This is a genomic window from Noviluteimonas gilva (assembly GCF_009740395.1).
Taxonomy (GTDB): Bacteria; Pseudomonadota; Gammaproteobacteria; order Xanthomonadales; family Xanthomonadaceae; genus Noviluteimonas; species Noviluteimonas gilva.
This window is the reverse complement of record NZ_WOXT01000004.1, coordinates 1-25,066: the sequence shown is the minus strand read 5'-3', so window position 1 is coordinate 25,066 and position 25,066 is coordinate 1. Positions and strand designations below refer to the sequence as shown.

Below are 25,066 nucleotides of genomic sequence, written 5' to 3'. Positions count from 1 at the left end.
AGGCTCCGATGGCGAAGGCAACCACCCGATCCGCAGGCAAGCGCGGCGACCGCATCGAGCACGACAGCATGGGCGAGCTGCGCGTTCCCGCCGATGCGCTGTGGGGCGCGCAAACCCAGCGCGCGGTGCAGAACTTCCCGATTTCCGGCCGCCCGATGCCGCGCGGGTTCATTCGCGCGCTGGGCCTGATCAAGGCCGCGGCCGCCGACGTGAACGCCGGGCTCGGCCTGCTGCCCAAGCGCCAGGCCGCGGCGATCCGCGCGGCCGCGCTCGCGGTGGCCGACGGCGCGTGGGACGCGCACTTCCCGATCGACATCTACCAGACCGGCTCGGGTACCTCGAGCAACATGAACGCCAACGAGGTCATCGCGGCGCTCGCATCCAAGGCCGGCAAGGCCGTGCATCCGAACGACGACGTCAACCTCGGGCAGAGTTCGAACGACGTGATTCCCACGGCCATCCGCGTGAGCGCGCAACTGGCCGTGATCGAAGACTTGCTGCCGGCGATCGATCACTTGCGCCGCACGATCGACCGCAGGGGCCGCGCGATCGGCAAGGTCGTCAAGACCGGGCGCACGCACCTGATGGATGCGATGCCGCTGACCTTCGAACAGGAATTCGGTGCTTGGTCGGCGCAGCTTGCGTCCGCACGCGAGCGCCTGGTCGACGCGGGTAAACGCGTGCGACGCCTGCCCATCGGCGGCACCGCGATCGGCACGGGCATCAACGCCGATCCGCGTTTCGGCAAGCGCATGGCGAAAGCGTTGAGCGACCTGTCCGGCACGCGGTTTGAATCGGCGGCCGACAAGTTCGAAGGCATCGCCGCGCAGGACGACGCGGTCGAGTTGTCCGGCCAACTCAACGCACTCGCCGTGGCGCTGATGAAAATCGCCAACGACCTGCGCTGGATGAATGCCGGTCCGCTCGCGGGCCTGGGCGAAATCGAATTGCCCGCGCTGCAACCCGGCAGTTCGATCATGCCGGGCAAGGTGAACCCGGTGATTCCCGAGGCCACGTGCATGGTGTGCGCGCAGGTGATGGGGCAGCACGTGACGGTGACCATCGCCGGCGCGTCGGGCAACTTCCAGCTCAACGTGATGTTGCCGCTGATCGGTTCCAACGTGCTCGAATCGATCCGCCTGCTGTCGAGCGTGATGCGCCTGCTGGCCGATTCGGCGATCGCGGGTTTGAAGGTGCGCAAAGACAAGGTCGATGAAGCGCTCGGCCGCAATCCGATTCTGGTGACGGCGCTCAATCCGGTGATCGGTTACGAAAAAGCCGCGGCGATCGCCAAGCGCGCGTATGCGGAGAGGCGGCCCGTGTTCGATGTCGCGCTGGAGATGAGTGGTTTGCCAGCGGCGAAACTCAAGGCGTTGCTGGATCCGGCCGCGCTCACCAAGGGCGGCATCGGCAGCGGCGGCGCTGGTGGCGGCGGCTGAAAAAAAAGCCCCGGCGTGAGCCGGGGCAGTGGGGGTGCAGCATCCTTTCCAGGGGATCAGTTGTCGTCGCGCCAGCGGCGGAGGCGGATCGCGGCGACGATCATCGCGATGCCGACCGCAGCGCCGATCCACATCTGCGGCGTGGCGAACACCGAGTACATGCCCTGGATGTGCGACAGCGCGTCGAAGTCGGCGGGGTTGTCGATGCGCACGTTCTGCGCCGTCATCCACATGCCCGGGAAGACCGAGGTGAGCGAGCGGAGCACGACGTGCTGCCAGAACCAGCCGGTGTCGAGGTTGAAGACGTTCATCACGTCGAACCAGGCCACGAAGATGCCGGCGAACACGGGGATCATCACCGCCCACAGGAACGGCTTGCTGCGCGCCCAGGCCGAGCAGAGCATCAGCCAGCCGACGGTCGGCAGCGCCCATGCGGCGTACACCGGGATCGCGGCGACCAGCGTGCCGGCCACTTCGATCGGATTGCCCATGCCCCAGAAGAACTTGAAGGGGTTGAGGCCGTGCATCGGCATGACGAGGCTGACGACCAGGCCGAAGGCGAACATCGTGGCGATCGCGACGCCGACGGCGATCACCGGTGCGACGACCAGCGCGCTGGCGGCCTTCGACAACACCGTGTCGCGGTCCGACAGGGGCAGCGATTTCCAGAACAGCACGCTGCGGTCCTTGCGTTCGTCGTACAGCGCGCCGAGGCAGTAGAAGAACACCACGAAGCCCAGCACGATCAAGGGCCACACCGAGGAAACCAGCAGCGAGGCATCGACCGCATGGCCCCACTGTTGCAGGTCGGCGGCGCTCATCTTCTCCGTGATCCCGCTGAAGTTCAGGCCGTTGATCCGGATGCTGTCGCCATTCAAATGGCCGCTCGCCAGCGCCTTGCGCGCGCCGACTTCGGCCACGACCAGCGCCATCAGCGCAAGCACGACCGAGATGCCGCCGGCCCAGATCGGCGCCCAGAAGAACCCGCCCTTGTGCTCCCAGAACTCGCGGCGCAGCAACAGCTTGAACTTGTGGGTCGGGTGGGGCGCGGCCACGGGTGCGCGGCGCGGTTCGCCATCAAAGGTGGATGCGTTCATGCGTAGGTGCCCTTCATGGTGGCGACGAACAGGTCGGCGAGGCCCGGCGTGCGGGTTTCGCCCAGGCCGGCGAGGCGGTGTTGTTCGATCCCGTCGAACAACATGACCGTCTTGCCGAACGGCAGGCTGCGCTCGTCGATCGGGCGCAGGGTGCGCGCTTCTTCGGTGCGGTCGGCGTTGACGAGGACTTCGACGTAACGCTCGCCCACCGCATCCATCGGCGCGGACAGCACGACCTTGCCGTCGCGGATGAACATCACGTCGGTGAGGATGTGTTCGATCTCCTCGACCTGGTGCGTGGTGATCACGATCGTCTTGTTCTCGTCGAAGTAGTCCTCCAGCAGGCGCTGGTAGAACTGCTTGCGATACAGGATGTCCAGGCCGAGCGTGGGTTCGTCGAGCACGAGCAGCTTGGCGTCGATCGCCATCACCAGGGCCAGGTGCAACTGCACGATCATGCCCTTGGACAGCTCGCGCACCTTCATGTTGGGCTTGAGCTGGGTGTTGGCGAGGAAGCGTTCGCAGCGCGCGCGGTCGAAGCGCGGATGCACGCCGGCGACGAACTCGATCGCTTCACGCACGCGGATCCAGCGCGGCAGCACCGCGACGTCGGCGATGAAGCACACATCGTTCATCAGCGCGTCGCGTTCGGTGCGCGGGTCGCGGCCGAGGACGCGCAGGTCGCCTTCGAACGGGATCAGGCCGAGCAGCGCTTTCAGCGCGGTGGTCTTGCCGGCGCCGTTCGGACCGATGAGGCCGACGATGCGGCCCTGCGGGATCTCGAACGCGGTGTTGTCCAGCGCGACTTTGTTCTTGTACGCCTTGCGCAGGTTGCGTGCGCTGACGACGGACTGGGTTTCGACGGCGACGTTCATGCCTGGCCTCCGTTGGGGGCGGCAGTGGCATTACGCAGCAGGCGGTCGAGCGAGAGGCCCAGGCGCTGGATGCGTTCCAGCACCAACGGCCACTCTTCGCGCAGGAAGCGTTCGCGCTCGCTGCCAAGCAGTTTTTCCGAAGCCCCTTCCGTGACGTACATGCCGAGTCCTCTGCGTTTTTCGACGATGGCTTCGTCCGCGAGCTCCTGGTAGGCGCGCGAGACGGTGATGGGATTGAGCTGGTATTCGGCGGCCACCTGGCGCACCGAGGGCAGTGCGTCCCCCGGCTTCAGGATCCCGTCGAGCAGCATCGCCACGACGCGTTCCTTCAGCTGGCGGTAGATGGGAGCGCCGTCGCTCCATTCGATTGCGGTCATTGGGCTCAGCCTCGCGGCGCAAAGGAGAAGAAGGGCATCGCGACCGACTGGCGACCGACCGCGCGCTTGCGGACAGGCTTGGCCGGTGCGACTTCGTCGTCGACGTTCGCGACGATGTCCGGGTTTTCGATGCCGTCCATCGCGGCGGCGATGGAGGCGAGCGTGGCGGCTTCGGCGACGAAGCCGACGACTTCGCCGATCTTCTCGTTGCCGTCCTTCGCCTTGTCGATGCGGGCCTGGAGCTGCAGGGCGCGCGCTTCGATGCGCTTGGCGGCAGCGGCGGCGTGGCGGCCTTCGGCGACGATCTTCGCCAGCTTCGCGTCGGCCGGCGCGTGGGGCGCGGCCGGCGTCGCGACGACAGGGGAGAAGACCGCTTCGCCGAGCGACGGCGCGGGATTCGCGGCCATCAGGCTCAGCACGAGGAGCCCCGAGGTCGCGAACAGCGCGGTGACCGTGTTGTGGAGCTTGCGGTTCATGGTGGGCGTCCTGCTCTGGGTGATCGGTGTTGTAGGCAACTATAACACCACCATTCCCCCGGTCAACAACCAATCCACCCAACTAAAGGCATAGGCCGACGGTGGGCACGGGTTCCGTCGCACAGGCGTGGCATCCTTCGGGCCCGATTCCCCCGAGGCCGCCCCCGTATGCGTCGTTTCCTCGCAATTTCAGGCGCCACCGCGCTGCTGCTGGCCCTGGCGACGGCCGCCTTCGCCGGAAAAACCGGCCTGCTGGACCGCAGCTACCGGCCGTTGGCGGGCAAGACCCCGGTCGAACTCGACAAGACCTACGGCGGCGACGTCGTCCTGATCGTCAACACCGCCAGCAAGTGCGGCTACACGCCGCAGTTCGAAGCGCTCGAAGCGCTCCACCAGAAATATGCGGGGCGCGGCTTCGCCGTCCTCGGCTTTCCTTCGGGCGATTTCAAAGCGCAGGAATACGACGATGAGAAGGCCATCAAAGAGTTCTGCACCCTCACGTATGGCGTGAAGTTCCCGATGTTCGAGAAAGTGCACGTGGTCGGCGCCGATGCCACGCCGCTGTACAAGGACCTCGCGTCGCTCTCCAAAGACCCGCCGAAGTGGAACTTCCACAAGTACCTCATCGGTCGCGATGGCCGCTTGATCGCAAGCTGGGGCTCGAAAACCACGCCCGACGATGCCGCCGTCGTCGCGGAGATCGAGAAGGCGCTCGCCGCCCCCAAGCCGAAGGGCGCCTGAACCATCGCCCTTCCGGGAGGTTTGCCCAGCAGCCCCGCGCGCCCCGACAATGGTCGGCCGCGCGGTGCGACCCGACGCGTCCCCCGCATTAGTCGACAGGAGTTCCACCGGATGAAGGGTTTCGTGCGCGGCATCGCCGTGCTGCTGACACTGTTCGCGTTGTCCGCGCATGCGCAGGACAAGACGAAGCTGCTCACCGAGCGCGACAAGGCGAGCTACATGGTCGGCATGGACATCGCCGAGTCGAACGCCCCCATCGGCCCCGACGTCGACATCGCCGCCTTCGAACGCGCCATGCGCAACGCGATGGCCGGCAAGCCGCCGCTCATCGACGACGCCACTGCGCGCAAGACGAGCGAAGTGCTGATGGCGCGCATCGGTGCGCGCAACCAGCCCGGCGCCAAGCTTCCCGAGATCTCGAAGGTCGACGTCGGCCTGCTCGCGGGCGTCGAATGGGGCCGCCGCCTGGCGCCGATCCAAGACCAGGTCGACATGCCGGTGGTGATGCAGGCGATCCGCACCGCGTTCTCCGGCGGCAAGCCGCTGCTGAGCGCGGAAGAGGCGACCATCGTCCGCCAGGAATTCGATACCAAACTCAACGCGCTGGCGGTTTCCCGCGCGCAGCAGGGCGCGGACGGCAACCTGAAGAAGGGCGAGGAATTCCTCGCGAAGAACAAGCTGCAAAAAGGCGTGTTCACGACCAGGTCCGGCCTGCAATACATGATCCTGCGCCAGGGCGCGGGCATGCGGCCGAAGCCGGGCGAGCGCGTGACCGTGCTCTATCGCGGCACCTTGCTGGACGGCACCGAGTTCGACAGCACGCAGGACAACCAGCCGCGCACCTTCGCGCTGTCGCAGGTCATCGCCGGTTGGAGCGAAGGCCTGTCGATGATGCCGGTCGGCGGCAAATACCGGTTCTGGATCCCCGGCGACCTGGCTTACGGGTCCTCGGGCATGCCGGACGGCCACATCGGTCCGAACGCAACGCTCGTGTTCGATGTCGAACTGCTCGGCGTCGAATGACCCCATCCGCTGACCCCATCAGAATTTTTTCGTTTCCCCTTAGTTTGATTTTCCATTTCCCGATTTCCAGGAGCGCCCAACGATGAAGCTGTCCATGCGCCACGCACTCGTCCTCACCGCCGCCGCCGCCGCGGCCTTCGCCGCCGGTTGCAAGCCGCCGGAAAAAGCGGCCGACGCCAACGCCCCCGCCTCCGCCTCGACGACCGCCAAGGGCGCGCAGATCGCCGGCCTTCCCACCGAAAAAGACCGCGTGAGCTACATGGTCGGCATGGCGCTGGGCAAGCAGCTGGAGCCGATCAAGGATGAAGTCGATTACGACGTCATTTCCAAGGCCGTCAAGTCGACGCTCAAGGGCGAGAAGCTGCTGATGACCGAAGACCAGGCGCGCGAAACCAGCGAAGCCTTCGGCGAAAAGATGCAGCAGAAGGCCGTGGCCAAGGCCGAAGCCGATGCCAAGAACAACCTCGACGCCGGCAAGAAGTTCCTCGCCGACAACGCCAAGAAGCCGGGCGTGCAGACCACGGCCTCGGGCCTGCAGTACCAGGTCGTGACCGAAGGCAAGGGCCCGAAGCCCAAGGCCGGCGAGATCGTCCGCGTCCACTACAAGGGCGCCACGCTCGACGGCAAGACCTTCGACAGCTCCTACGAGCGCGGCCAGCCGGTCGTGTTCCCGCTCGACCAGGTGGTGCCGGGCTGGCAGGAAGGCATCCAGCTGATGCCGGTGGGCAGCAAGTTCAAGCTGTGGATCCCGGGCAACCTGGGCTACGGCGACAAGGGCACGCCGGGCGGCCCGATCGGCCCGAACGCCACGCTGGTGTTCGACGTCGAACTGCTCGACATCGTCCAGCCGCCGAAGCAGTAATCGACGCCTGACATGATGTGGTCACGCCGCGGTTTCACCGCGGCGTGACGATGGCGGCTGCGACCATGCCGTTTATTCAAGCTCAGCAGGACACTCCATGCGCGTCACCATCTTCGGTACCGGCTACGTCGGACTCGTCACCGGAACTTGCCTTGCGGAAGTCGGGCACGACGTCATCTGCGTCGACATCGACAACGCCAAGGTCGAGGGCCTCAACCGGGGCGTGATCCCGATCTACGAGCCGGGCCTGGAGTCGATGGTGAAAGCCAACCACGCCTCCGGCCGCCTGAACTTCACCACCGATGCGGCCGCCGCGATCGAACACGGCGACGTCGTCTTCATCGCCGTGGGCACGCCGCCGGACGAAGACGGCAGCGCGGACCTCAAGTACGTCCTCGCGGTGGCACGCACCATCGGCCAGCACGTGCAGCGCGCGGTGGTGGTGGTGAACAAGTCGACCGTGCCGGTCGGCACCGCCGACAAGGTGCGCGCGACGATCGCGCAGGAACTGGCCAACCGCCGCACGACGCTCGTCTTCGACGTCGTCAGCAATCCCGAATTCCTCAAGGAAGGCGACGCGGTCAACGACTGCATGCGCCCCGATCGCATCGTCATCGGCACCGACAGCGCGCAGGCGCTGGAAAAACTCAAGCGCCTCTACGCACCCTTCAATCGCAACCACGAGCGCATCGTGGCGATGGACGTGCGTTCGGCCGAGCTGACCAAGTACGCGGCCAACGCGATGCTCGCCACGAAGATCTCCTTCATGAACGAGATGGCGTGCATCGCCGAGCAGGTGGGCGCCGACATCGAACACGTGCGCCAGGGCATCGGTTCGGATCCGCGCATCGGCTGGCACTTCATCTACCCGGGCGCCGGTTACGGCGGCTCGTGCTTCCCGAAGGACGTGCAGGCGCTCGCCTGGACCGCGCAGCAGTACGGCTGCAATCCGCGCCTGCTCGACGCGGTGGAAGCGGTCAACGCCGCGCAGAAGCAACACCTGTTCGAATTGATGCAGCGGCATTTCCCCGATGGCGTGGCCGGCAAGACCGTCGCCGTGTGGGGCCTGTCGTTCAAGCCGAACACCGACGACATGCGCGCCGCCTCCAGCCGCACGCTGCTTGCGCAGTTGTGGGAAGCCGGTGCGCGCGTGCAGGCCTTCGATCCGGAAGCCACGCAGGAAGCGCGCCGTATCTTCGGCACGCGCGACGATTTGCACCTGTGCGCAACCGCGAGCGAGGCCTTGCAGGATGCCGATGCACTGGTCGTGGTCACCGAGTGGAAGCAATTCCGCAGCCCGGATTTCGGCAAGCTCGCCAGGACCTTGAAGGACAAGGTCGTTTTCGACGGTCGCAATCTCTACGATCCGGCCGAAGTCGAAGCCGCGGGCCTGGCGTACTACGGCATCGGCCGTGGCCGCTCGCTGCGCACCGAAACGCAGGCCTGATCGATGACCGGGAGCGATGCGCTCGAATCGCGCGTGGTGGAACTCGAAACGCGCATCGCCTTCCTGGAGGGCACGATCGCCGAGATGAGCGACGCGCTCGCGGCCGCCCGCATCGAAGCGCAGCACAACGCCGATCTGTTCCGCCGCGTGCTCGAGGAAATGAAATCCTCGCGCAGCGGCCAGATGGCCGATCCGGCGGACGAACCGCCGCCGCCCCATTACTGACGCGTCGATGCTGCATCGCCGCGCGCGATGCGGCATATTTGGCGCCGTCGAACCCGCACGTCCCCATGCAGTCCTGAAATGAGCGATTCCCTGCGCGACCAGTTGCTCGGCCTGGGCTTCAAGCCCGCGCCGAAACCCGAGCGTCCCAAGCACACGCCCCAACAAGGCAAGCCCAGGCCGCCGCACGGCGACAAGCCGGGGCAGGGCAGGCCTGCGCACGCCAAACCGGCGCATGGCAAGCAAACGCAGGGCCGTCCGCAGCAAGGCAAGCCGGCGCATGCGAATGCGCGCCCCGCGCAGGGCAAGCCGCGCTCGCGCGAGGACATTGATCTCGCCAAGGCGTACGCGATCCGCGCGCAGAAAGAGAAAGACGAGCGCATCGAAGCCGAGCGCCAGAAACAGGAAGCCGCGCGCCAGCGTCGCGAAGCGAAGGCCGCGCTGGCTGCGTTCCTGCAGGACAAGGGGCGCAACGTCGCCGACGCCGAGATCGCGCGCCACTTCGAATACGGCGGCAAGATCAAGCGCGTCTACGTCACCGACGCGCAGTTGAAGGCGCTCAACGCCGGCGAACTGGGCGTGGTGCAGAACGATGGTCGCTACGTTTTGGTCGATGTACAGACGCTCGCGCAGGCCGAAACCATCTTCGCGCCGGCCATCGCGTTGAAGATCGACCCGAATGCGCCCGCGCAGGACGATCCCTACGCCGACCCGCAATTCCAGGTCCCCGACGACCTGGTCTGGTAAGGCAATGGCCGGTGGCCGCGCCCGTGGGCGTTGGCCCACGGCGTGGACACGCACGGACCGCTACGCACCGAACTGATCGTCGGCGTCACGAGCCATCGTGATCTCGACCCGGCGCAATTGCCGCACTTGCGCACGCAGGTGCGCGATGCGTTCGCCATGTTGCGCCAGCATTATCCCGACCTCGCGCTCGTCGTCGTCTCCGCGCTCGCCGAAGGCGGCGACCGTCTGGTCGCGGAAGTCGCGCTCGACGCAGGCGCGCGCCTTGTGGTGCCGTTGCCGCTGCCGGTCGAGTTGTACAGCGAAGATTTCGCGAACGCGCAATCGCAACACGATTTCGCCCGCCTGCTCGTCGACGCGGAAACCGTGCCGCTGAAACTGGTCGAACCCGACCACGATGTCTTGCGCACGCCCGGGCCGGCGCGCGATCGCCAATACCTGCACGCGGGCTTGTTCGTGGCGAATCATTGCCACGTGCTGTTCGCGTTGTGGGATGGGCGCGAGGAAGTCGGCACCGGCGGCACCGCGCAGATCGTGCGCTACTACCTCGGCGGACCGGTGCCGGGCGCGCGACGCGCAACCGACAACCTGCGACAGATGCTGGCAGGCGACGACGACAGCCTGGTGCTGCATTTCCACGTGCGTCGCAACGGTGCAGCCGCGCAGCCGCCCACGACGCATCGACATCAAGTGCGTCCGCCTTCCGCGCAACCGCAACCCCGGCGGGGTCGGCGCAAATCCCTGCCGGCAGGCGAGAGTGGCGAACCCACATGGCGCACCAGCGCGGGCCAGCGATCGTTTTCCGCCGGCCTTCCGCCGGAGTACGACCGCATCTTCCGGCGCATGCAGGGCTTCCAGCGTGATCGCGTGAAGCTGGACAAGGGCGCGCTCCCCGCCGCGAGCGAGGATGCGGCCGAGCGCACGTGGCGCGAAGCCGACGCACTCGCCGTGCATTTCCAGCGATGCACGCTGTGGGCGATGCGCGCGATCCACATCCTCGCGGTCGCGATGGGCCTGGCGCTGTTGCTGTACTCCGACCTCGGCGCGCCGGATTCGATGCTGTGGGTGTTCCTCGGGTTGTTCGCCGTGGGCCTTGCGATCGCGCTGACGGCGCATCGCCGCGACTGGCATCGCAAGTACATCGACTACCGCGCGCTCGCCGAAGGGTTGCGCGTGCAGACCTTCTGGCGCCGCGCGGGGCTGACGATCACGGGCGACGCGGAGTTCGCGCACGACAACTTCATGCAGAAGCAGGACGTCGAGCTGGGGTGGATCCGCAACGTGATGCGGCAGGTGGGCCTTGCGCGCACCGGGCCGGCGCAGGATGCGGATGATGCGGCGCAAGCGGTCGCCGAAGTCATCGACGCATGGGTGGGGCGCCCCGGGCAATCGGGGCAACTGGCGTACTACGAACGCAAGTCGGTGCTGCGCGAACGCCACCACGTGCGCACGCGCGCGCTGGGCGCCGCGTGCCTGTGGGCGGGCATCGGCATCAGCCTGGTGCTCGCGTTGTTCCATCGCGGCTTCAGCGACGACACGCGCGGCCTGCTCGTGACCCTGATGGGCGCGCTCTCGCTCATCGCCGCCGTGCGCGAGGCCTATGCGTATCGCAAGGCGGACAAGGAGCTGATCAAGCAATACCGTTTCATGCATCGCATCTACCGCAACGCGCGCTTGGCGCTCGACGCCGCTGCGAGTACGCAGGAGAAGCGCGAGATCCTGCGCGCGTTGGGCGAAGCGGCGCTCGCCGAACATGCGGAGTGGGCGCTGATGCATCGCGACAGACCGATCGAACACGGCAGACCGTAGTCGACCGACGATCGCGCGCGCATTTCCTACGCGGAACCGAGCGAGTTCCGCAGGACAAGCGACGACGATCCGATCGAGCATGCGCACTCCTCAACGGAGTTCCGCCCGCATGCGCCTCGCCCGATGGTTGTTCGCATTCTGCTTGCTGCTTGCAACCACGCAGGTCGCGGCGGTGGATTTGCTCTTTCGCGGCGACTCGCGCGAGCCGGACATCATCTTCAGTAGTGGGTTCCAGGCGGCGGGGACCAACCGCAACGTGCTGGCGCATATTTCCGGCGACAGTTGTTGGCTGGGCGATGGTGCGCAGCGGTCGGCGTACGTCGCAACCACCGCGATAGAGGCGGACGCGCGGCGCTATGGCCCGAATGTCTTCGCCCAACGCTCTTACGTGTATCGCATCGTGCCGGACGCGGACGCACCGGACGACCTGGCGACCTTCGACGCACGCGCCGGGTTGTTCGAGGTCGCGGGGCCTCATAACCACTACGGGCTGGATTTCCGGGTGTTGACGACGATCTGGCGGCTCACGCAGTTCCATGCGACGCATGGCCAGTACATGGCCGAGCGCGTCCCGAGCGAATGGATTCACTCGGTCGACATCTACGAGCGCGACCCGAACACCGGTGAGTTGCTCTACTTGCGCAACGACCTCAATCCGCGCTTCGTCCGTCCGCTGCGTGTTGGCAGCCGCGCCATGTTCACCGCGACGATGGTCGCCGCGCTTGCGCCGGTCGAGACGATCGCCGTCGGGGGCAGCGGGGACAACGCGACGACGGCGTGCCTGGGCGGCTGCGCGTCGTCGGCGCGATCACTCCCTGCGACGGGTTCGCTGGTCGCCACGCACGCGTTGGATCAATGCAGCTTCGAGGACGTGTTCGAACCCGGCAACCCGTTCCAGCAGTTGATGGACATCATCCTCGACTGACCCGCGCTACTCCGGGTCGTAATCCAGGTTCGACGCCAACCAGCGCTCCGCCTGCGCAAGCGACACCCCCTTGCGCTTGGCGTAATCGGCGACCTGTTCGCGCGACAACCGCCCGACGACGAAGTACTGGCTGCGCGGATGGCTGAAGTAATAGCCCGACACCGCGGACGCCGGATACATCGCGAAGCTCTCCGTCAGCTTCACGCCGGCGTTCTTCTCCGCATCGAGCAGCGCGAACAACGTCGCCTTCTCGCTGTGCTCGGGACAGGCCGGGTAACCGGGCGCGGGACGAATGCCAGCGTACTTCTCGTCGATCAGTGCTTCGTTGTCGAGCGTCTCGTCCGTCGCGTAGCCCCACGTCTCGCGCCGCACCTGCGCGTGCATGCGTTCGGCGAGGGCTTCGGCCAGGCGATCGGCGAGCGACTTGAGCAGGATGGCGCGATAGTCGTCGTGGTCGGCTTCGAAACGCGCGACGTGCGATTCGATGCCAAGGCCCGCCGTCACCGCGAATCCGCCGATCCAGTCCGGCTTGCCAGACCCTTCGGGCGCAACAAAATCCGCGAGGCAGAAATCCGGACGATCCGCCGGCTTCTCCACTTGCTGGCGCAGGAAGTGCAGCGTGGTGCCGTTCCCGAGCCGCACGTCGTCACCCACCGACTGCGCGGGCCACAGACCGACAACGGCTTTGGCCTGCAACCACTTCTCATCGACGATCTGCTTCAACATCGCCTGCGCATCGGCGAACAACTCGCGGGCCTGCGCGCCGACGATGGCGTCGTCGAGGATCGCCGGATACTTGCCCGCCAGCTCCCACGTGTTGAAGAACGGCGACCAGTCGATGTACGGCACCAGCTCGGCAAGCGACACGTCGTCGTACACCGTGATGCCGGGCTGGCGCGGGGCGGGGGGCGTGTAGTCGTCCCAACCGCCATCGAACTTCTGCGCACGCGCCTTGTCGAGCGAAACCAGGCGCTTGGCATCACCGCGATTGCGGTGGCGCTCCCGGATTTCCGCATAGTCCGCATCGTTCGCCGCCACGAAGGCTGCGCGCAATTCACCGGACACGAGCGATTGCGCGACACCCACCGCGCGCGAAGCATCCTTCACCCACACCGTCGGCGACTTGTACTGCGTGTCGATCTTCAGCGCGGTGTGCGCGCGCGAAGTCGTCGCGCCGCCGATCAGCAGCGGCATCGCGAAGCCCTGGCGCTGCATTTCCGCGGCGACGTGGCGCATTTCCTCCAGCGACGGCGTGATCAGGCCCGACAGGCCGATGATGTCGGCGTTCTCGGCCTTCGCGCGGTCCAGGATCACCTGCGCGGGCACCATCACGCCCAGGTCGATGACCTCGAAGTTGTTGCACGCGAGCACCACGCCCACGATGTTCTTGCCGATGTCGTGCACATCGCCCTTGACCGTCGCCATGACGATCTTGCCGTTGTTCTTGCCCGCGTCGCCGGTGCGCAGCTTTTCGGCTTCGATGTAGGGCAGCAGCCACGCGACCGCCTTCTTCATCACCCGCGCGGATTTCACGACCTGCGGCAGGAACATCTTGCCCGCGCCGAACAGGTCGCCCACCACGTTCATGCCCGCCATCAGCGGGCCTTCGATCACGTCGAGCGGACGCGTGGCCTGCAGGCGCGCTTCTTCGGTATCGGTCTCGATGTACGCATCGATCCCATGCACCAGCGCATGCGACAGGCGATCGCCGACCGGCTTGTCGCGCCAGCGCAGGTCTTCGACTTTCTTCTCCCCCTTCTTGCCCTTGAAGCGGTCGGCGATCTCGAGCAGGCGCTCGGTGCCGTCGCTGCGGCGATTGAGCACGACATCCTCGACGCGTTCGCGCAGGTCCGGATCGATCTCGTCGTACAGCGGCAAGGCGCCGGCATTCACGATGCCCATGTCCATGCCGGCGGCGATCGCGTGGTACAGGAACACGACGTGGATCGCCTGCCGCACGGCCTCGTTGCCGCGGAAGGAGAACGACACGTTCGACACGCCGCCGGAGATGTGCGACAGCGGGAAGCGCCTGCGCAACTCGCGCGCAGCTTCGATGAAGTTGATCGCGTAGTTGTCGTGTTCCTCGATGCCGGTGGCGATCGCGAACACGTTCGGGTCGAAGATGATGTCTTCCGGCGGGAAGCCGACTTCCGTGGTCAGCAGTTCGTACGCGCGAGAGGAGATGTCGACCTTGCGTTCGATCGTATCGGCCTGGCCCTGTTCGTCGAAGGCCATGACGACGACGGCCGCACCGTATCGGCGCACCAGCCGCGCCTGGCGCAGGAATTCGGCTTCGCCTTCCTTCATCGAGATCGAGTTGACGATGCCCTTGCCCTGCAGGCACTTCAGGCCGGCTTCGATCACCGTCCACTTCGAACTGTCGACCATCACCGGCACGCGCGCGATGTCGGGTTCGGCGGCGATCAGGTTGAGGAAGGTCGTCATCGCCTGTTCGGAATCGAGCAGGCCTTCGTCCATGTTGACGTCGAGCACCTGCGCGCCGTTCTCGACCTGCTGGCGCGCGACGACCACCGCTTCGTCGTAACGGCCTTCGAGGATCAGCTTCTTGAATTGCGCCGAGCCGGTGACGTTGGTGCGCTCGCCGACGTTGACGAAGTTGCTCTGCGGCGTGATCTGCAGCGGCTCCAGGCCGCTCAGGCGCGTGTGGCGGGGGAGGGCGTTGTTCATGCCGCGTCGCTGAGTGCGGGCACGGCGCGCGGCGGCAGGCCGGCGATGGCGTCGCCGATCGCGCGGATGTGTTCGGGCGTCGTGCCGCAACAACCGCCGACGAAGTTGAGCAGCCCGCTCGCGGCGAACTCGCGGAGCGTGCCGGCCATGTCTTCGGGCGTTTCGTCGTAACCGCCGAACGCATTGGGCAGGCCCGCGTTCGGATGCGTGCTCACGTACGCATCGGCGACCTGCGCCAGCACGTCGACGTGCGCGCGCAAATCCTTGGCACCGAGCGCGCAGTTCAGGCCGATCGACAGCGGACGCGAATGCCGCAGCGAATACCAGAAGGCTTCCGCCGTCTGCCCCGACAAGGTGCGGCCCGAGGCGTCGGTGATCGTGCCGGAGATCATCAGCGGCAGGCGCACGCCGAATTCCTGGAACACATCTTCGATGGCGAACACCGCGGACTTCGCGTTGAGCGTGTCGAAGATCGTCTCGACCATCAATACGTCGGCGCCGCCTTCGATCAGCCCGCGCGTTGCGTCGCGATAGGCTTCGGCCAGTTCGTCGAAGGAAATCGCGCGGAAGCCCGGGCGATTCACGTCGGGGCTCAGCGAGGCGGTGCGGCTGGTCGGGCCGAGCACGCCGATGACGAAGCGCGGCTTCGACGGATCGGCCGCTTCGGCGGCGTCGCAGGCAGCGCGGGCGAGCTTGGCCGATTCGCGATTCAATTCGCGCACCAGGTGTTGCAGGCGATAGTCGGCCAGCGAAACCGACGTCGAATTGAACGTGTTGGTCTCGATCAGGTCCGCGCCGGCGTCGAGATAGGCCGCGTGGATGTCGCGGATGATTTCCGGGCGCGTGAGCGTCAGCAGGTCGTTGTTGCCTTTCTGGTCGTGCGCCTCGCAGCCGCAGCCCGCGCCGTGCGCATGGCCCTCGACGGTGAACAGCGCGTCGTAGCCGTGCGCGAAACGTTCGCCGCGGTAATCGGCTTCTTGGAGTTCGTGGCGCTGGATCATCGTGCCCATCGCGCCGTCGATCAGCAGGATCCGCTCCGCGAGCGCCGCTTCCAGCGCGGCGACGCGCGCGGGGTTGTTCCAGGGCAGGGTCTTCGGATCGGTCACGGTTTGACTCCCAGCAGCGACAACACTTCGAAATGGGGCGGGCGGCGTTCGCGCGTCACGGAGCCGGCGCTGGCGATGTTCAGCCCCGCCTTTTCGGCGAAGCGGCGCAGTTCCTTCTCCGTGAAACCGAGGTTGGCGTGGCCGTAGGCCTCCACCACCGCCTTGTGTTCGTGGCGCGCCAGGCTCGACAGCAACAGGCGGCCGCCGCGGCGCAGGACGCGCGCGGCTTCGGCCACTGCCTGCGCGGGCTTGGCGGCATAGGTGAGGGCGTGCATCAGCACGACAAGGTCGAAGCTCGCGGCGGGAAACGGCAGCGCGTGCATGTCGCCCTGGCGGACTTCGACGTTGGGATAAGGCTTGAGGCGTTCGCTCGCGGCGGCGACAACGCGCGGGCTGGCGTCGATGCAGACGTAGCGATTTGCGTGCGGCGCGAGCAATTCGGCGAGCACGCCGTCACCGGAGGCGATGTCGAGCACGTCGCCCGGACTCAGCAGCGGCAGCGCCGTGCGCGCCAGCGCTTCCCACGTGCGGCCCGGCGAGTAGTGGCGCTCCATGTCGCCGGCCACCGAGTCGGCCCAGTTCTGGTCGGCCGCGCGCGTGGCGAGGACGGCGGCGACGCGCTCGGCGTCCTGGCGCAGCAAGGGGTCGTCGCTTCCGCTGCGCAGGGCTTCCCACAGGGCGCGCTGCGCGGCGTCCAGGCCTTCCTCTTCGAACCGGTAATAAGCGCTCACGCCCGCGCGGCGGTCGCGCACGAGGCCGGCTTCCTTCAGCTTGGCCAGGTGCGTGGACACGCGCGGCTGCGCCAGCCGGGTGATCGAGGAGAGCTCGGCGACGGTGAGTTCCTCGCGCTCGAGCAGGGCCAGCAAGCGCACGCGCGTGGCGTCGGCGAGCACCTTGAGGCGGAGCGACCAACCTTCCAGGTCCATGCGCGGCATTTATCCATCGATCAAGATATAGCGATAAGTCTGGCCCCTGGTCCCATGGGGGTCAAGCTTTTGCGCGCGCGCGGCTACAATTCCGCTTCTTCACCCCCGTCGGAGTGCGCCAAGTGGATTTCCGCTACACCGAAGAGCAGTTGATGATCCAGGACATCGCGCGGCGCATCGCCCGCGAGAAGATCGCGCCCACCGCCGAGCACTTCGACCGCAGTGGCGAGTTCCCCCTCGAAAACATCCGCACCCTCGGCGAGAACGGCCTGATGGGCATCGAGGTGCCGACCGAATACGGCGGCGCGGGGCTGGACCCGATGGGCTACGTGCTGGCGATGGTCGAAATCGCCGCGGCCGATGCCGCGCACTCGACGATCATGTCGGTCAACAACTCGCTGTTCTGCAACGGCATCCTCACCAACGGCACCGAAGCGCAGAAGCAGAAGTACGTGCGCGCGATCGCCGAAGGCGCGGAAATCGGCGCCTTCGCGCTGACCGAACCGCAGTCGGGCTCCGACGCCACCGCCATGCGCTGCCGCGCGGTGAAGCAGGCCGACGGCCGTTTCATCATCAACGGCACCAAGAGCTGGATCACCTCCGGCCCGGTGGCCAAGTACATCGTGCTGTTCGCGATGACCGATCCGGACAAGGGCGCACGCGGCATCACGGCCTTCCTCGTGGATACCGACAAGCCCGGCTTCAGCCGCGGCAAGACCGAACCCAAGCTCGGCATCCGCGCGTCGGCCACGTGCGAGATCGAATTCAACGATTACGTCGCGGAAGCCGACGAAGTGCTCGGCGAAGAAGGCCACGGTTTCAAGATCGCGATGGGCGTGCTCGACGCCGGCCGCATCGGCATCGCCTCGCAGGCCATCGGCATCGGTCGCGCGGCCTACGAGGCCTCGCTGGCCTACGTGCGCGAGCGCAAGGCCTTCGGCGTGCCGATCGGTACGTTCCAGATGACGCAGGCGAAGATCGCCGACATGAAGTGCAAACTCGATGGCGCGCTGCTGCTCACGCTGCGCGCTGCGTGGCTGAAGGGCCAAGGCCAGAAATTCACCACCGAGGCCGCTGTCGCGAAGTTGACCGCCTCCGAAGCGGCGATGTGGATCGCCCACCAGGCCGTGCAGATCCACGCGGGCATGGGCTATTCGAAGGAAATGCCGATCGAGCGTTATTTCCGCGACGCGAAGATCACCGAGATCTACGAGGGCACCAGCGAAATCCAGCGCCTGGTCATCGCCCGCCACGAAACCGGCCTGCGCTGATCGCGCGCCTGCAACAGGACTGACATCGCCCCCATGAGCACGCGTCCGAAATCCATCAAGGCCGCTCCGAAGAAAGCGTCCGCGGCCTCCCCCGGCAAGTCTGCAGCGCAGGGCAAGTTCGCGCGCTTCGACCTGGCGCCGATCCTCGAAGCCCTCCGCAAGCGCATGCCGAAGTCGCGCGCCGCCGAGGCCGAAGCCTTCGCGCGCAGTTTCTACAAGCGCATGTCGCGCGAGGAATACATCGAGCACGGCGCCGACGGTTGGGCCGCGCTCGCCGCGGGCATCCTCGATTTCGCCGCCACGCGCAAGGCGAAGAAGGCCAACGTGCGCCTGTTCAACGCCACGACGAAGGAACACGGTTGGGAATCGCCGCACACCGTGCTGCAGATCCTCAACGACGACATGCCCTTCCTCGTCGACTCGGTGACGATGGCGCTGGCCGAGTTGGGCATCAACGTCCACGTCATGGGCCATCCGGTCGTGCCGCTGACGCGCGACAAGGCCGGCAAGCTCGCCGGCGTGGGCGAGGGCAACAACGAGTCGTTCATCCACATCGAAATCGACCGCCAGCCGCCCGAGACGATGGCGAAGGTCGAAAAGCGCGTGCGCGAAGTCCTCGAAGACGTGCGCGCCAGCGTGGCCGATTGGGACGCGATGCGCGCGCGCATGATCGCCGTCGCCGAAGAACTGCCTTCGCACAACATCCCGGTCTCCGACGCCGGCCGTGCCGAAGCGCAGGAGTTCCTGCGCTGGGCCGCCGACAACCATTTCACCTTTTTGGGCTATCGCGAATACACCGTCGAGTCCGTGCCTCGTAAGGGCGGGGGCAAGGAAGACATGCTGGTCGCCCACCCGGAAACGGGCCTGGGCCTACTGCGCGGCGCCGATGCGGGCAAGCCGCGTCCGTTGACCTCGCTCGCGGCGCATTACATGCCGCAATCGGGTTCGGTCGACGCGCTGATCCTCACCAAGACCAACGCGCGCGCCACGGTGCATCGCCCGGGGTACATGGATTACATCGGCGTGTTGTCCTTCGACGCGAAGGGCAAGCCGATCCGCGAACAGCGCTTCCTCGGCCTGTACACCTCCAGCGCCTACAACCGCCGCCCGTGGGACATCCCGCTGGTGCGCGAGCGCTACGAACACGTGATGCGCGAATCGGGCCTGCGTCCGGCCAGCCACAGCGGCAAGGCGCTGCGCCACATCGTGGAAACGCTGCCGCGCGACGAGCTGTTCCAGTCGACGGAAGCCGAACTGTTCGAAACCGCCAGCGGCATCCTCGGCCTGCAGGAACGCGTGCGCAGCAAGTTGTTCCTGCGCCGCGACCGTTACGGGCGTTTCTACTCCGTGCTCGTCTACGTGCCGCGCGATCGCCACGACACGCGCATGCGCCGCCGCATCGAAGCGATGCTCAAGCGCGAACTCGACGGCGAACACGTCGACACCAACGTGCATATCGGCGAATCGGCGCTCGCGCAATTGCACCTGATCGTGCGCCCGCGCGCCGGCTCGACGGTGCAAGCCGATGAGGCCAAGCTCGACGCCGAGCTGGCGACCATCGTGCGCGACTGGCAGGACGCACTCGCCGAAGAACTCGCCAAGCGCCACGGCGAGGAACGCGGCCTGCGCATCGCCGCGCGCTACGGCCGCGCGTTGCCCGCCGGCTACATCGAAGACGTCAGTCCCGCGGTCGCCGCCACCGACGCCGAGAACCTCTCGCAACTCACGGGTCCCGACGACCTGCGCCTGTCGTTGTACCGCTCGCATCGCGACGGCTCGCTGCGCTTCAAGTTCTTTCGCCTCAGGGACGACATCCCGCTGTCCGATGCGCTCCCGATGATGGAGAACATGGGGCTGCGCGTGATTTCCGAGCACCCGTACCGCATCGAGTCCAACGGCGATGTCGCCTACATCCAGGACTTCGAGGTCGAGGCCACGCAGGGCGACATCGACATTGATCGCCTGGACGAAAACTTCGAGGAAGCCTTCGCGCGCATCTGGCGCGGCGAGGCGGAGAACGACGCGTTCAACCGCCTGGTGCTGACGGCCGGCCTGTCGTGGCGCCAGGTCGCCATGCTGCGCGGCTATTGCAAGTACATCCTGCAGACCGGCGTGCCGTTCTCGCAGAGCGCGGTGGAAACCTCGTTCTCGCGTTATCCGCTGCTGGTGCGCCTGCTCGTCGAACTGTTCGAAGCGCGCTTCGATCCGTGCACGGGCATCGAATCCAAGGCCGCGATCAAGCAGGGCATGGAACGCTTCGGCGCGCAGCTGCAGGCGCTGTTGGCCAACGACACCGCCGCGCAGGCCGCGGTGCAGCCGGTCGTCGACGCACGCGCCGGCACGCGCGAACAGCAGATCGACGCCACGCGCACTGCGTTGAAGGGCCTGTTCGATCGCGTCGCCAGCCTCGACGACGACCGCATCCTGCGCAGCTTCATGGGCGTCATCGACGCCACGCTGCGCACGAGCTACTACATCCAGTACAAGGACGGGAAGCGCAAGGACGGCGGCCCGGCCGACTACGTCAGCTTCAAGTTCGATTCGGCGAAGGTCCCCGACCTGCCGAAGCCGCGCCCGTATCGCGAAATCTTCGTGTACGGCCCGCGCGTGGAAGGCGTGCACCTGCGCTTCGGTCCGGTGGCGCGCGGTGGTTTGCGCTGGTCGGATCGTCGCGAAGACTTCCGCACCGAAGTGCTCGGCCTGGTCAAGGCGCAGATGGTGAAGAACACCGTCATCGTGCCGGTGGGTTCGAAGGGCGGCTTCTACTGCAAGCAGTCGCCGGATCCGGCGGCCAATCGCGATGCGTGGTTCGCCGAAGGCGTCGCGTGCTACCAGCGCTTCATCAACGGCCTGCTCGACATCACCGACAACCTCTCGCCGGAAGGCAAGACGCTGCATCCGGACAACGTCGTGCGTCACGACGCGGAAGACCCGTATCTGGTCGTCGCCGCCGACAAGGGCACGGCCACGTTCTCCGATATCGCCAACGCGATCGCGCGTGCGCACGGCTTCTGGCTGGACGATGCGTTCGCCTCGGGTGGTTCGGTCGGCTACGACCACAAGGCGATGGGCATCACCGCGCGCGGTGCGTGGGAATCGGTCAAGCGCCACTTCCGTTCGATGGGCCGCGACAGCCAGGCGCAGGACTTCACGTGCGTCGGCATCGGCGACATGAGCGGCGACGTGTTCGGCAACGGCATGTTGTTGTCGAAGAAGATCCGCCTGCTGGCCGCGTTCGACCACCGCCACATCTTCCTCGACCCCAATCCGGATGCGGCCCGCACGTTCAAGGAACGCGAGCGCATGTTCAAGCTCCCGCGCTCGAGCTGGGACGATTACGACAAGTCGCTCATCAGCAAGGGCGGCGGTGTGTTCCCGCGCAGCGCGAAGTCGATTCCGCTGTCGCCGGAAATCAAGGCCGCGCTCGGCATCGAAGCCGACGTCGCCGCGATGAGCCCGACGGAACTGATGTCGGCCATCCTGCGCTCGCCGGTCGACCTGCTGTGGAACGGCGGCATCGGCACCTACGTGAAGTCCTCGCGCGAGACCAACGCCGATGTCGGCGATCGCGCGAACAACGGCCTGCGCGTCGACGGTGCGGACCTGCGCTGCAAGGTGGTGGGCGAGGGCGGCAACCTGGGCCTCACGCAACTGGGCCGCGTGGAAGCGGCGCAGCACGGCGTGCTGCTCAACACCGACTTCATCGACAACTCCGCGGGCGTGGACACCTCCGACCACGAGGTGAACATCAAGATCCTGCTCAACGCGCAGGTGCAGAAGAAGAAGCTCACCTTCGATTCGCGCAACACGCTGCTGGCGTCGATGACCGACGAAGTCGCGCACCTGGTGCTCAACGACAACTACCGCCAGAACCAGGCGATCAGCCTGATGGAGCGCATGAGCCTGTCGCGCATGGGCTCCAAGCAGCACTTCATGCGCACGCTGGAAGCGCAGGGCCTGCTCGATCGCCAGATCGAGTTCCTGCCGACTGACAAGGAGATCTCCGAGCGCAAGGCGCGCGGCCAGGGCCTGACGCGTCCGGAACTGTCGGTGCTGCTGTCGTACTCGAAGATCGTGTTGTTCCAGCAGTTGCTCAACTCCGACGTGCCGGAAGATGCGTACCTGTCGAAGGAATTGATCCGCTACTTCCCGAAGCCCCTGCAGGACAAGTACGCCAAGCCGATGCAGGAGCATCGCCTGAAGCGCGAGATCATCGCCACGGTGGTGACCAACTCGATGGTCAACCGCATGGGCGCGACGTTCACCCTGCGCATGCAGGAAGACAGCGGTCGCGCGCCGTCGGAAGTGGCGAAGGCCTTCACGATCACCCGCGAGACACTCGACATCCGCGAGTTGTGGGCGCAGATCGACGCGCTCGACGGCAAGGTCGCCGAATCCGTGCAGATCGATGCCCTGCAGGTGATCTGGACGCTGCAGCGCCAGTTCACGCGCTGGCTGCTCGCGCGGCCGGGTGCGATCCCCGACATCGCCACGGCGGTGGAGCGTTTCCACGACGGCTTCCGCGACATCCGCGCGGGCGAGCGCATCCTGCCCGATTCGCAGCGCCCGGCGTACGTCGCGAGCATCCAGGATTGGACCGCGAAGGGGCTGGCGCCGGCGTTGGCCGAACAGCTCGCCGCGTTGCCGTACCTGGAGCCGTGCCCCGACATCCTCGAGCTGGCGAAGGAACGCAAGGTGCGTCCGACCGATGTCGCGAAGGTCCACTTCCGCCTCGGCGATGCGTTGCGCGTGCCGTGGTTGCAGAAGCAGATCGATGCGCTCGCGGTCGAAGGCCGCTGGCACGCGGTGGCGCGCGGTGCGTTGCGCGAAGAGCTCGGCGCGCAGCAGCGCCTGCTCGTGAGCCAGGCGCTGGCGATGCCGGGCAGCGATGCCGACGCGAAGGTCCGCGCGTGGCTCAACCGCGACGACAGCTCGCTGCGCTTCACCCTGGCGATGCTCGAAGAGATCGCCGCGCAGAAGACGCTGGACTACCCGACCGCCTCGGTCGCGGTGCAGCGCCTGTCGCAGCTCGCCTCGCGCGGCTGATGCCTAATGGCGCCGGGGCCCGAGGGCCCCGGCGTTTCCCCGGCCGGGTTATCCTCGCCGCATGACTCCGAACAGCAGCCTGCCTTCCGCGCCGCGCCTGTCGTTCCTCGCCAGTCCGGCCGACGAAGCCCAGAAAGCGCTCGCGCAATTGGTCGAGATGCACGGCCAGTGCGAGCCCGACGCGGCCGACGTGCTCGTCGCGCTCGGTGGCGACGGCTTCATGTTGCAGACGCTGCATCGCCACGGTGGCCTGGGCAAACCGGTGTTCGGCATGAAGCTCGGCACCGTCGGCTTCCTGATGAACCACCATCGCGAAGAACCGCCCCTGGGCGAGGCGCTGATGCAACGCATCGCCGCGGCGGAGCCCGCCGTGCTGCGGCCGCTGGAAATGGTGGCGCAAACCGAGTCGGGCGCGACCGTCGGCTCGCTCGCGTACAACGAAGTCTCGCTGCTGCGCCAGACGCGCCAGGCCGCGCACGTGGCGATCGACCTCAACGGCAAGCCGCGGCTGGAAGAACTGATCTGCGACGGCGTCCTGGTCGCGACCCCCGCGGGCAGCACCGCCTACAACTATTCCGCGCACGGCCCGATCCTGCCGCTGGGCTCGCGCATCATCGCGCTGACGCCGCTCGCGCCGTTCCGTCCGCGTCGCTGGCGCGGTGCGCTGCTGAAGGCCGACACCGAAGTGCGCTTCCGCGTGCTCGATCCCTACAAGCGCCCGGTGAGCGTCACCGCCGATTCGCACGAAGTACGCGACGTCGTCGAAGTCACCATCCGCGAATCGCGCGAGCGCACCGTGACCCTGCTGTTCGATCCGGAGCACAACCTCGAAGAACGGATCCTCAGCGAACAGTTCGTGGTGTGAGATGGCGGCCGTCCTGCATCCGCCGCTGACCGTCGCGATCACCTCGCGCGCGTTGTTCGATCTCGAACACAGCCACGAACTGTGGCAACGCGAAGGCATCGATGCCTACCAGGCGCATCAACGCGCGAACGAGGACACGGCGCTCGCGCCGGGCATCGCGTTCCAGCTGGTGCGCAAGCTGCTCGCGTTGAACGAAGGCGCGGACGAACCACGCGTCGAAGTCATCCTGCTCTCGCGCAATTCGTCGGACACCGGGCTGCGCATCTTCAACTCGATCCGCCACCACGGCCTGGACATCTCGCGCGCGACCTTTACCTCGGGCGCGCCGACGTGGCCGTACATCCGACCGTTCGGCGCGCACCTGTTCCTCTCGGCGAATCCGGAAAGCGTGCGCCGTGCGCTCGAACACGGCGTCGCCGCCGCGACCATCCTGCCCGCGAAGGCCGCGGCGCAGACACACGGCCAGTTGCGCATCGCCTTCGACGGCGACGCGGTGATCTTCGGCGACGAGTCCGAGCGCGTGTCGCAGGAGCAGGGCCTGGCCGCCTTCCACGACCACGAGACCACCCGCGCGCACGAGCCCTTGTCGGGCGGCCCGTTCCGCGGCTTCCTCGACGCGTTGCATCGCCTGCAGGCCGCGTTCCCCGTGGGCGACGCCGCGCCGATCCGCACCGCGCTTGTCACCGCGCGCAGCGCGCCGGCGCACGAGCGGGTGATCCGCACCCTGCGCGAGTGGGACGTTCGCCTCGACGAGGCGCTGTTCCTCGGCGGCCGGCCGAAGGGGCCGTTCCTGGAAACCTTCGGCGCCGACATCTTCTTCGACGACTCGCTGCACAACATCGACTCGGCGCGTCGCCACGTGGCCGCCGGGCACGTGCCGCACGGGGTGTCGAACGAGCCCGCCAAGGCGGGGGAATAGGGAATGGGGAATGGGGAATAGTTGTCTCGTCGTAGGTCGCCGTCGCCTCAAGTCGCCCGGTATCGACCATTCCCTATTCCCTATTCCCTATTCCCTATTCCCTATTCCCTATTCCCTATTCCCTATTCCCTATTCCCTATTCCCTATTCCCTATTCCCTATTCCCTATTCCCTATTCCCTATTCCCTATTCCCTATTCCCTATTCCCT

The 25,066-nt window shown here is 66.7% G+C and carries 19 protein-coding genes and 1 pseudogene; 13 read left to right on the top strand and 7 right to left on the bottom strand.

Going from position 1 to position 25,066, the window contains the following annotated elements; genetic code table 11:
- Nucleotides 1–8: 8 nt before the first annotated feature.
- Nucleotides 9–1,439 (top strand): class II fumarate hydratase, encoded by a 1,431-nt coding sequence (locus tag GN331_RS12360; RefSeq protein WP_156642570.1) that lies wholly within the window; start codon nucleotides 9–11, stop codon nucleotides 1,437–1,439.
- Nucleotides 1,440–1,495: 56 nt separating this feature from the next.
- On the opposite strand, the gene GN331_RS12355 is transcribed toward GN331_RS12360, so the two are convergent.
- Genes GN331_RS12355 through GN331_RS12340 form a run of 4 tightly spaced genes read right to left on the bottom strand, consistent with a single transcriptional unit; the run spans nucleotide 1,496 to nucleotide 4,264 of the window.
- Nucleotides 1,496–2,536: a hypothetical protein gene (locus tag GN331_RS12355; RefSeq protein WP_231734491.1), complete on the bottom strand. Its 1,041-nt coding sequence runs from the start codon at nucleotides 2,534–2,536 to the stop codon at nucleotides 1,496–1,498.
- Complete coding sequence (locus GN331_RS12350) at nucleotides 2,533–3,411, bottom strand: ABC transporter ATP-binding protein (RefSeq protein ID WP_156642569.1); 879 nt, start codon at nucleotides 3,409–3,411, stop codon at nucleotides 2,533–2,535. The genes GN331_RS12355 and GN331_RS12350 overlap by 4 nt, the downstream gene beginning before the upstream one ends.
- Nucleotides 3,408–3,788 (bottom strand): GntR family transcriptional regulator, encoded by a 381-nt coding sequence (locus tag GN331_RS12345; protein WP_156642568.1) that lies wholly within the window; start codon nucleotides 3,786–3,788, stop codon nucleotides 3,408–3,410. The genes GN331_RS12350 and GN331_RS12345 overlap by 4 nt, the downstream gene beginning before the upstream one ends.
- A 5-nt stretch (nucleotides 3,789–3,793) precedes the next feature.
- Nucleotides 3,794–4,264, bottom strand: a complete 471-nt coding sequence (locus tag GN331_RS12340; protein WP_156642567.1) for a hypothetical protein — start codon at nucleotides 4,262–4,264, stop codon at nucleotides 3,794–3,796.
- A 168-nt stretch (nucleotides 4,265–4,432) separates the two neighbouring features.
- Here GN331_RS12340 and GN331_RS12335 point away from each other — a divergent pair, with 168 nt between their 5' ends.
- From GN331_RS12335 to GN331_RS12300, 8 genes are all read left to right on the top strand, one after another.
- Nucleotides 4,433–5,005 (top strand): glutathione peroxidase, encoded by a 573-nt coding sequence (locus GN331_RS12335; protein ID WP_156642566.1) that lies wholly within the window; start codon nucleotides 4,433–4,435, stop codon nucleotides 5,003–5,005.
- A gap of 111 nt (nucleotides 5,006–5,116) precedes the next feature.
- Nucleotides 5,117–6,028 carry an FKBP-type peptidyl-prolyl cis-trans isomerase N-terminal domain-containing protein gene (locus GN331_RS12330; RefSeq protein WP_156642565.1) on the top strand — a complete coding sequence of 304 codons (912 nt, stop codon included), beginning with the start codon at nucleotides 5,117–5,119 and terminating at the stop codon, nucleotides 6,026–6,028.
- 82 nt (nucleotides 6,029–6,110) lie between these two features.
- Entirely contained in the window at nucleotides 6,111–6,890 is a 780-nt protein-coding gene (locus GN331_RS12325; protein WP_156642564.1) for an FKBP-type peptidyl-prolyl cis-trans isomerase, read from the top strand.
- 97 nt (nucleotides 6,891–6,987) lie between these two features.
- On the top strand, nucleotides 6,988–8,337 hold the full coding sequence (locus GN331_RS12320; RefSeq protein ID WP_156642563.1) for a UDP-glucose dehydrogenase family protein: 1,350 nt from the start codon (nucleotides 6,988–6,990) through the stop codon (nucleotides 8,335–8,337).
- A gap of 3 nt (nucleotides 8,338–8,340) precedes the next feature.
- Nucleotides 8,341–8,562: a SlyX family protein gene (locus GN331_RS12315; RefSeq protein WP_156642562.1), complete on the top strand. Its 222-nt coding sequence runs from the start codon at nucleotides 8,341–8,343 to the stop codon at nucleotides 8,560–8,562.
- Nucleotides 8,563–8,640: 78 nt separating this feature from the next.
- On the top strand, nucleotides 8,641–9,306 hold the full coding sequence (locus GN331_RS12310) for a DUF2058 domain-containing protein (RefSeq protein ID WP_156642561.1): 666 nt from the start codon (nucleotides 8,641–8,643) through the stop codon (nucleotides 9,304–9,306).
- 42 nt (nucleotides 9,307–9,348) lie between these two features.
- Nucleotides 9,349–11,112: a hypothetical protein gene (locus GN331_RS12305; RefSeq protein ID WP_331713472.1), complete on the top strand. Its 1,764-nt coding sequence runs from the start codon at nucleotides 9,349–9,351 to the stop codon at nucleotides 11,110–11,112.
- A 109-nt stretch (nucleotides 11,113–11,221) separates the two neighbouring features.
- Nucleotides 11,222–12,037: a hypothetical protein gene (locus GN331_RS12300; RefSeq protein WP_197427119.1), complete on the top strand. Its 816-nt coding sequence runs from the start codon at nucleotides 11,222–11,224 to the stop codon at nucleotides 12,035–12,037.
- A gap of 6 nt (nucleotides 12,038–12,043) precedes the next feature.
- On the opposite strand, the gene metH is transcribed toward GN331_RS12300, so the two are convergent.
- The 3 genes and pseudogenes from metH to GN331_RS12285 form a co-directional block, all read right to left on the bottom strand.
- Nucleotides 12,044–14,725, bottom strand: a complete 2,682-nt coding sequence (gene metH / locus GN331_RS12295; protein ID WP_156642558.1) for a methionine synthase — start codon at nucleotides 14,723–14,725, stop codon at nucleotides 12,044–12,046.
- Entirely contained in the window at nucleotides 14,722–15,831 is a 1,110-nt protein-coding gene (locus tag GN331_RS12290; RefSeq protein ID WP_331713471.1) for a homocysteine S-methyltransferase family protein, read from the bottom strand. The genes metH and GN331_RS12290 overlap by 4 nt, the downstream gene beginning before the upstream one ends.
- Nucleotides 15,831–16,757, bottom strand: a pseudogene (locus tag GN331_RS12285) (ArsR/SmtB family transcription factor); the annotation flags it as partial. The pseudogene GN331_RS12285 and the gene GN331_RS12290, both read right to left, overlap by 1 nt.
- Nucleotides 16,758–16,870: 113 nt before the next feature.
- Here GN331_RS12285 and GN331_RS12280 point away from each other — a divergent pair.
- The 4 genes from GN331_RS12280 to GN331_RS12265 all read left to right on the top strand — a co-directional run bounded on the left by GN331_RS12280 (nucleotide 16,871) and on the right by GN331_RS12265 (nucleotide 24,858).
- Nucleotides 16,871–18,028, top strand: a complete 1,158-nt coding sequence (locus GN331_RS12280) for an acyl-CoA dehydrogenase family protein (protein WP_425489289.1) — start codon at nucleotides 16,871–16,873, stop codon at nucleotides 18,026–18,028.
- A gap of 33 nt (nucleotides 18,029–18,061) precedes the next feature.
- A complete protein-coding gene (locus tag GN331_RS12275) occupies nucleotides 18,062–23,074 on the top strand; it encodes an NAD-glutamate dehydrogenase (RefSeq protein WP_156642556.1) in 5,013 nt (1,670 codons plus the stop codon).
- Between the two features lie 79 nt (nucleotides 23,075–23,153).
- On the top strand, nucleotides 23,154–23,939 hold the full coding sequence (locus GN331_RS12270) for an NAD kinase (RefSeq protein WP_156642910.1): 786 nt from the start codon (nucleotides 23,154–23,156) through the stop codon (nucleotides 23,937–23,939).
- Nucleotide 23,940: 1 nt separating this feature from the next.
- Nucleotides 23,941–24,858, top strand: coding sequence for a 5'-nucleotidase (locus GN331_RS12265; RefSeq protein ID WP_156642555.1), 918 nt, complete (start codon nucleotides 23,941–23,943; stop codon nucleotides 24,856–24,858).
- Nucleotides 24,859–25,066: the final 208 nt, after the last annotated feature.

Coding starts and splice junctions, on each gene's coding strand:
- GN331_RS12360 (WP_156642570.1), top strand. CDS start 9: ATGGCGAAGGCAACCACCCGATCCGCAGGCAAGCGCGGCGACCGCATC.
- GN331_RS12355 (WP_231734491.1), bottom strand. CDS start 2,536: ATGAACGCATCCACCTTTGATGGCGAACCGCGCCGCGCACCCGTGGCC.
- GN331_RS12350 (WP_156642569.1), bottom strand. CDS start 3,411: ATGAACGTCGCCGTCGAAACCCAGTCCGTCGTCAGCGCACGCAACCTG.
- GN331_RS12345 (WP_156642568.1), bottom strand. CDS start 3,788: ATGACCGCAATCGAATGGAGCGACGGCGCTCCCATCTACCGCCAGCTG.
- GN331_RS12340 (WP_156642567.1), bottom strand. CDS start 4,264: ATGAACCGCAAGCTCCACAACACGGTCACCGCGCTGTTCGCGACCTCG.
- GN331_RS12335 (WP_156642566.1), top strand. CDS start 4,433: ATGCGTCGTTTCCTCGCAATTTCAGGCGCCACCGCGCTGCTGCTGGCC.
- GN331_RS12330 (WP_156642565.1), top strand. CDS start 5,117: ATGAAGGGTTTCGTGCGCGGCATCGCCGTGCTGCTGACACTGTTCGCG.
- GN331_RS12325 (WP_156642564.1), top strand. CDS start 6,111: ATGAAGCTGTCCATGCGCCACGCACTCGTCCTCACCGCCGCCGCCGCC.
- GN331_RS12320 (WP_156642563.1), top strand. CDS start 6,988: ATGCGCGTCACCATCTTCGGTACCGGCTACGTCGGACTCGTCACCGGA.
- GN331_RS12315 (WP_156642562.1), top strand. CDS start 8,341: ATGACCGGGAGCGATGCGCTCGAATCGCGCGTGGTGGAACTCGAAACG.
- GN331_RS12310 (WP_156642561.1), top strand. CDS start 8,641: ATGAGCGATTCCCTGCGCGACCAGTTGCTCGGCCTGGGCTTCAAGCCC.
- GN331_RS12300 (WP_197427119.1), top strand. CDS start 11,222: ATGCGCCTCGCCCGATGGTTGTTCGCATTCTGCTTGCTGCTTGCAACC.
- metH (WP_156642558.1), bottom strand. CDS start 14,725: ATGAACAACGCCCTCCCCCGCCACACGCGCCTGAGCGGCCTGGAGCCG.
- GN331_RS12275 (WP_156642556.1), top strand. CDS start 18,062: ATGAGCACGCGTCCGAAATCCATCAAGGCCGCTCCGAAGAAAGCGTCC.
- GN331_RS12265 (WP_156642555.1), top strand. CDS start 23,941: ATGGCGGCCGTCCTGCATCCGCCGCTGACCGTCGCGATCACCTCGCGC.